The sequence below is a fragment of the Mesorhizobium sp. M7A.F.Ca.CA.001.08.2.1 genome, assembly GCF_003998455.1.
Taxonomy (GTDB): Bacteria; Pseudomonadota; Alphaproteobacteria; order Rhizobiales; family Rhizobiaceae; genus Mesorhizobium; species Mesorhizobium ciceri.
Window position 1 is genome coordinate 1 of sequence record NZ_RZPW01000368.1, and the last position, 6051, is coordinate 6051.

Here is a 6051-nt window from a genome sequence, read left to right on the forward strand (position 1 = left end):
TGGTCGACCGCGACGACCCGGTGGGCGTCGTCGAGGATTTCTTCTCGATGCTGTCGCGCCCGCATCTCAAGCTGCCGAAAGTGTTCGTCCTGCCCGATGTCCGGCTCGATGGCCCGGTGGCGAGCCTGTTTGCCACCGTGGCCGAGACGCGCGGCCTGATGCTGGTCACCACCGGCCAGACCCTGCGTCCGGCGCTGGAGAGCGAGCTCGACGGCGATGACTATCTGAAGGCCTCGCTGCGTTCGCACCATTATCGCGAGTTCCGGCGGCTGAAGCGGCGCCTTGGCGACCTCGGCAGGCTGGAGCATGTCGTGGCGCGCGGCCCCGAAGACATCCGCCACGCCATCGAGAACTTCCTGACGCTGGAGGCGGCCGGCTGGAAGGGCCGCGAACGCACCGCCATGGCGATCGACCGTTTCCGCGCCGCCTTCGCCCGCGAAGCCGTGCACCGGCTGGCCGAGCAGGACATGTGCCGCATCCATTCGCTGACGCTCGACGGCCGCACCATTGCCTGCCTGATCGTCTTCGTCGAAGCCGGCATCGCCTACACCTGGAAGACCGCCTATGACGAGACGCTGGCCAGCTATTCGCCGGGCACCTTGCTGATGATCGAGGTGACCAGGCAGCATCTCGACGATCCCAACATCATGATGACCGATTCCTGCGCCGTGCCCGACCATCCGGTGATGAGCCGGCTATGGGCCGAGCACAAGCCGATGGGCACGCTGGTGATCGGCCTGACGCCGGACGCCGACCGCCTCACCCGCCAGGCCGCCTCGCAACTGCACCTCTACCGCGAAACCCGCAACATGGCCCGCCTGCTGCGCAACCGCATGAAGAGCTTGTTGGGGCGGCGCTGAGGCAGGCAGGGTGCGGTTCTGGAAGGATGGCACATTTTCGCTGCAATATTTGACACAGAGGTGGTCGGGACTTTACTTCGATTGCCCAAGAGGCAAGCGCTAAGATCGACTTCCGCTTCAAAAAAACGAGATTTCTTGCAGCAATTTTCCGGTGAAACCCGGCAAGATCTACTCGCATTCTTGTCCTTGATGCACGATAGTCTAGTGATTCGGTCCGCGATGAGAGAAAAATGTCGCTGAATCATGAGGCCAACGGCGCCCGGCACATCAGTGCGAACGACAGCGCCGTTGTCCGAAGGGCCGACGAAGACTTCGAAGAACTGATTCGAAGCATCCGAGCCGCCACGCATCAAGCTTTGCCTCTCTTCGAAGAGGAGCCCGTGACCGGATTGGCCCAGTCAGACACGCTGGCCGCCTCCCTCGGCTCGACTTCGGCCCGGACGGGCTCGAGTCAGGCCCACGCCATGCGCGGCTCCTCGCTCTTGTCCAACGATGACGACTTGGCGTGGTCGCTGGTTGAGGACTATGTGGCCAGGCTCAATGCGCAAACGCACGATGCCGACGCTCCCGATACGGACAAATGGGACTTGCAGGAAGAGGTGGCGAAGCTGCAACGCTTGCAGGATCGCACCTCGAAAGAGCTTGGGCGAAAATCGCGCGAGCTATCGATCGCAAGCAAGACCATCGCCGACCTGGAGGTCCAACTCAACAGGGCACGGCAGACCATTGCGCAGGCAGATAGGCATGCCGGCCAGCGCGCAACACGGTTCCTCGAGGCGAATGTCGAGGTCGAGCGCCTGGGACGGAACCTGGCGCGCGTGTCGGGGCAACTCCGCGACGAGACCATGGCCAGGCAAGCCGCCGAGCAGGCGCGTGAGGACGTTGCATCGCGGCTCGCCAGCTTGCAACAGGCCGCCATGCTGCTTCGTTCCAAGGTCGCGGACTACCAGCTCCACAACGAACGACTGACCGGCAAACTATCTGCGCAGATGCTTGTACAGCAGGACCTGCAGGCGCGGCTGTCCACGGTCGAGCATCAGCGCGGCGTTCTCGGCGATTGCGCCGCCGCCGCGCAGGAACGGGCCGTGGAACTTGAAAAGAGGTTGCGCTCGCTCCAGCGCAGCGCCCCCGATCAAAGCGTGGTCCGCGCAACGCCGAGCGCCGGGCAGCGCGCCGAGGACGTGGCCGAGCATCGGCGCCAAACCTCGGAAACCGAGATTGCGAATTTACGCCAGGAGCGCGACGCGGCGCGCCGGGACTGTGGCGCGGTGAAGGTTCAACTCGCCGATCTCCGCTTGCGCGGCATGACCGACGAACTCGCGCATGCCCGTTGCCGCAACGAGAACCGCCAGCTTCACCAAAGGCTGGAAACGCTGACACGCCAGGATCCGCCCAGCGGACCGGCAGCCGATGACAGCGCCGATCTAGAACGGACATTCGACGAATTGCTGGCAGCTGGCGAGATCGGCCCGGCCAATGACGGCGACCCCAGCGTGGCGCGCAAAGCGTGTTGATCGCCTGCTGAGACGTATCGGGAGCCAAAGCGACCGTGACGCCCTTCGTCTATTGAACTTCGAGTGACCCGCCACCCGAAGCTCGGAGAGCGAAGGGTGGTGCCCCTAGCCGGGATCGAACCAGCACTCCTTGCGGAACTCGATTTTGAGTCGAGCGCGTCTACCAATTCCGCCATAGGGGCTCAGGCCGGGCGGCCTGGATGGCGCGGGACTATACGGTTGGAGGCCTGTTCGTCAACTGGCCAATTCCTCGTCGCCCCGGATGCGACCAAACTGCGCCTTTCGATTTCGTGACGGGGCTGCCATTGTGCAGCGCGGAAAATCTTTCTAGACAGGCGGCGCATCAAAGCGCGGCACGTCCGCGGGGACGGATGGCGTGCGCTGGGTCTTTGTTCTGTGCATGCCGTTACACCCCAACCTGCCTGCAATTGAACGACACGCATTAGGAGTGCCGATGCTTCGCGGACTTTACGACTGGACCCTGTCGCTGGCGGCCCGCAAATCCGCCGAATGGTGGCTGGCCTTCATCGCCTTCGTCGAAAGCTCGGTGTTCCTGGTGCCGGCCGACGTGCTCTATCTGCCGATGGCGCTGTCGCGGCCGGACCGCGCCTACCGCTATGCGCTGATCGCCACCGTCGCCTCGGTGCTGGGCGGCATCGCCGGCTGGTTCATCGGCCACTATGCCTATGACGCGGTCGCCAGGCCGATCCTCGAATTCTACGGCAAGTACGACGAGTTCGAGCAACTGCGCGCGGGCGCCGGCGTCGGCTTCATCGTCCTGATGCTGATCACATCGGGTGCCGCCCACCTGCCGCCGATCAAGGTGGTGACGATCCTGTCCGGTGTCATCGGCGTCAATTTGCTGCTGTTCATCGTGCTGGCGATCGTGGCCCGCGGCGCCCGCTTCCTGCTGCTCGCCTGGCTGCTGCGCCGCTATGGCGAACCGATCCGCGAATTCATCGAAAAGCGCCTCGGCCTGATCGCCGGCGCCGGCGCGGTTGCCCTGATTTTGCTCTATATCCTGGTCAAATACGCGTTCTGAACAGAACCATTGCAAGCCGGACGGACCGATTGAAATGACAGCGACCATGAATGCCGACACCGGACGCCAGCGCACGCTGACCGCCTTGTTCCTCGCCGTCGCCATGGCCGCCACCGTCGGCTCGGCGCTCGGCTTCCAGTATCTCGGCGGCTATATCCCCTGCCACCTCTGCCTCGAACAGCGCACGCCCTACTATATCGGCGTCCCGCTGATGGTGCTGGCGGTGATTGCATCGATGCTGCACGCACCCAGCTGGCTGACACGCGGCCTGCTGGCCGTCGGCGGCATCCTGATGCTCTACGGCCTCTATCTCGGCGTCTACCACTCCGGCGTCGAATGGCAGTGGTGGGCCGGCCCGACCGATTGCACGGCGGGCGCCGGGCCGGTCGACACCGGCGGCAAGGGCGTGCTCGACGCGCTCGACAAATTCGTGCCGCCATCCTGCGACAAGGCCGCCTTGCGCATCCTTGGCCTGTCGCTGGCCGGCTGGAACGCCATCGCCAGCCTGATCCTCGCCGCCGTCGCCTTCCGCGGCGCCCTCACCCGCGACTAAGCCAATTCGATTGAACGGCGCGACGCAGAGTTCGCGCAAAAATTCGCCAGGCTGAGTCGGATGGCGCGGCTTTCGAGAACCGGAGCGGAGCGTACTGAAGTACGTGAGCACCGGAAGCGCAGAAAGCTGCGTCAGGCGGCCAGCATGGCGGATTTGTGCCGAACTCTATGGTTCGAGTTCGACATCCCAGTAGAGATAATCCATCCAGCTTTCATGCAGATGGTTGGGCGGGAACAGGCGGCCATTGTTGTGCAGATCGTGCACCGTCGGCTGGAAAGGCTTCTGCAGCGGCCACATCTTGGCGTGCGCCGGCATCATGCCGCCCTTCCTCAAATTGCACGGCGAGCAGGCGGCAACGACATTCTCCCACGTCGTCGCGCCGCCGCGATGGCGGGGGATGACGTGATCGAAGGTCAGGTCCTCCGGCGTGCCGCAATATTGGCACTGGAAGCGATCGCGCAGGAAGACGTTGAAGCGGGTGAAGGCCGGGTGCCTGGAGGGCTTCACATAGGCCTTAAGACTGACAACGCTCGGCAGCCTCATCGAGAAGGTCGGCGAGGAGACGGCGTGCTCGTATTCGGCGACGATGTTCACCCGGTCGAGGAACACCGCCTTGATAGCGTCCTGCCACGACCAGAGCGACAAGGGGTAATAGCTGAGCGGACGGTAATCCGCATTCAGCACCAGTGCTGGAAGCCCATCCGGAGATACGGCAACCGTCACGTGTTCACCTCCTTGGTTCTAGACCCGAACGGCACGGATACTGTAAGCCCGACATGACAGGGATGTGAAGCGGATTGTCGCGTCGCTGAAGCGCCAAAAATGCATGATTTTTATGATTTTTCGCGGATTCAGGCCGGCGGCGCGGCGTCCCGCCCTCTGGTTTCACGATAATAGGACCAGAAAAGCCGCGATGCGACACCTCGCCACGGGCTCCATGATTCGGCCAATGCGATCAGCGTTTTCTCCGGCGGACGCGGCTCGATGCCGAGCGCGTGGCCGACCGCGCTCTGCAGCGCGACATCACGCGCGGGGAAAATGTCGGGGTGCCCGGCGGCGAATAAAAGGTACACTTCCGCCGTCCACGGGCCGATGCCGGACACCGCCGTCATTGTCGTGATCGCCTCCTCGGCATCGAGCGAACAGAGGTGATGCAGGTCGAGGCCGTCGACCACGGCCTGCGCAATTGCGATCAGGCCGCGCTGCTTCGGCCGCGACAGGCCGGCCTCGCGAAACATGTCCTCGCCGGCGGCCAGGATCGCCTGCGGCGTCAGCGGATCGACGAGCTTGGTCAGCCGGCCGAAGATCGCATCGGCGCTGGCGCGGGACACTTGCTGCGAGACGACGATCGACGCCAGGCTTCGAAACCCCGGTTCGGACAGCCGCAGCGGCACCTCGCCGGCCATGCCGCGCACCTTTTCCAGGCGCGGGTCGATCACGCAAAGCGCATCGAGCCCCCGGGCAATGTCGTCTGATGTCGCGATACGCTGCATGCTTTCTTGTTCCTGAACCGGCAGCACGGTAGCAATTGGCAAAACCGCCGCACAACCCGATTGCCGCCGCAGAGATGACACTCCTGACATTCCGCTTCGCGCCCAGCCCCAATGGCGACCTGCATCTCGGCCACGCCTATTCGGCGCTGCTCAACCAGAAGCTGGCGGCACGGGCGGACGGCCGCCTGCTGCTGCGCATCGAGGATATCGACACGACGCGCTGCACGCCGCAATTCGAGGCCGGCGTGCTTGCCGACCTGGAATGGCTGGGGCTTGGCTGGGAAGAGCCGGTGCGCCGCCAGTCCGAGCATTTCGCCGAATACCAGGCGGTGCTCGAGCGGCTGGTCCGGGAGGAACTCGTCTATCCCGCCTTCATGAGCCGTGGCGAGATCCGCGCCTTCATCGCCGACAGCGAAAAGCGTGGGCGCGACTGGCCGCGCGATCCCGATGGCGTGCCGCTCTACCCCGCCGCGGACAAGGCGCTGCCAGTCAAGGAACGCCAGCGGCGGATCGCCGGGAATGCGCCCTTCGCCTGGCGGCTGGATGTCGATGCCGCCTTGGCGCGTGTCGGCAAGGACCTGTCTTGGAC

General features: G+C 64.3%; 7 protein-coding genes and 1 tRNA gene. 5 read left to right on the top strand and 3 right to left on the bottom strand.

Annotated elements, in window-relative coordinates:
* A partial coding sequence (locus EN914_RS20830; protein ID WP_164778825.1) for a GNAT family N-acetyltransferase occupies window positions 1–860 on the top strand: 860 nt, incomplete at its 5' end.
* A 230-nt stretch (window positions 861–1090) separates the two neighbouring features.
* Window positions 1091–2374: a hypothetical protein gene (locus EN914_RS20835; protein WP_024503784.1), complete on the top strand. Its 1284-nt coding sequence runs from the start codon at window positions 1091–1093 to the stop codon at window positions 2372–2374.
* Between the two features lie 97 nt (window positions 2375–2471).
* On the opposite strand, the gene EN914_RS20840 is transcribed toward EN914_RS20835, so the two are convergent.
* Window positions 2472–2556: transfer RNA gene (locus tag EN914_RS20840), tRNA-Leu, on the bottom strand.
* Between the two features lie 272 nt (window positions 2557–2828).
* On the opposite strand from EN914_RS20840, the gene EN914_RS20845 reads away from it, so the two are divergent.
* The gene (locus EN914_RS20845) at window positions 2829–3416 is read left to right on the top strand and encodes a YqaA family protein (protein WP_013529435.1); all 588 of its coding nucleotides are present in this window, start codon (window positions 2829–2831) and stop codon (window positions 3414–3416) included.
* 34 nt (window positions 3417–3450) lie between these two features.
* Window positions 3451–3969 (top strand): disulfide bond formation protein B, encoded by a 519-nt coding sequence (locus EN914_RS20850; RefSeq protein ID WP_013529434.1) that lies wholly within the window; start codon window positions 3451–3453, stop codon window positions 3967–3969.
* A gap of 165 nt (window positions 3970–4134) precedes the next feature.
* Here the strand turns inward: EN914_RS20850 and EN914_RS20855 are convergent, their stop codons facing one another.
* Window positions 4135–4692 carry an HNH endonuclease gene (locus tag EN914_RS20855; RefSeq protein WP_024503783.1) on the bottom strand — a complete coding sequence of 186 codons (558 nt, stop codon included), beginning with the start codon at window positions 4690–4692 and terminating at the stop codon, window positions 4135–4137.
* A 128-nt stretch (window positions 4693–4820) separates the two neighbouring features.
* Window positions 4821–5462, bottom strand: coding sequence for a DNA-3-methyladenine glycosylase (locus tag EN914_RS20860; protein WP_013529433.1), 642 nt, complete (start codon window positions 5460–5462; stop codon window positions 4821–4823).
* A 74-nt stretch (window positions 5463–5536) separates the two neighbouring features.
* Here EN914_RS20860 and EN914_RS20865 point away from each other — a divergent pair.
* Window positions 5537–6051 (top strand): glutamate--tRNA ligase family protein (locus tag EN914_RS20865; RefSeq protein WP_245497833.1); only part of this gene is annotated, 515 nt, incomplete at its 3' end.

Coding starts and splice junctions, on each gene's coding strand:
- EN914_RS20860 (WP_013529433.1), bottom strand. CDS start 5,462: ATGCAGCGTATCGCGACATCAGACGACATTGCCCGGGGGCTCGATGCG.
- EN914_RS20850 (WP_013529434.1), top strand. CDS start 3,451: ATGACAGCGACCATGAATGCCGACACCGGACGCCAGCGCACGCTGACC.
- EN914_RS20845 (WP_013529435.1), top strand. CDS start 2,829: ATGCTTCGCGGACTTTACGACTGGACCCTGTCGCTGGCGGCCCGCAAA.
- EN914_RS20835 (WP_024503784.1), top strand. CDS start 1,091: ATGTCGCTGAATCATGAGGCCAACGGCGCCCGGCACATCAGTGCGAAC.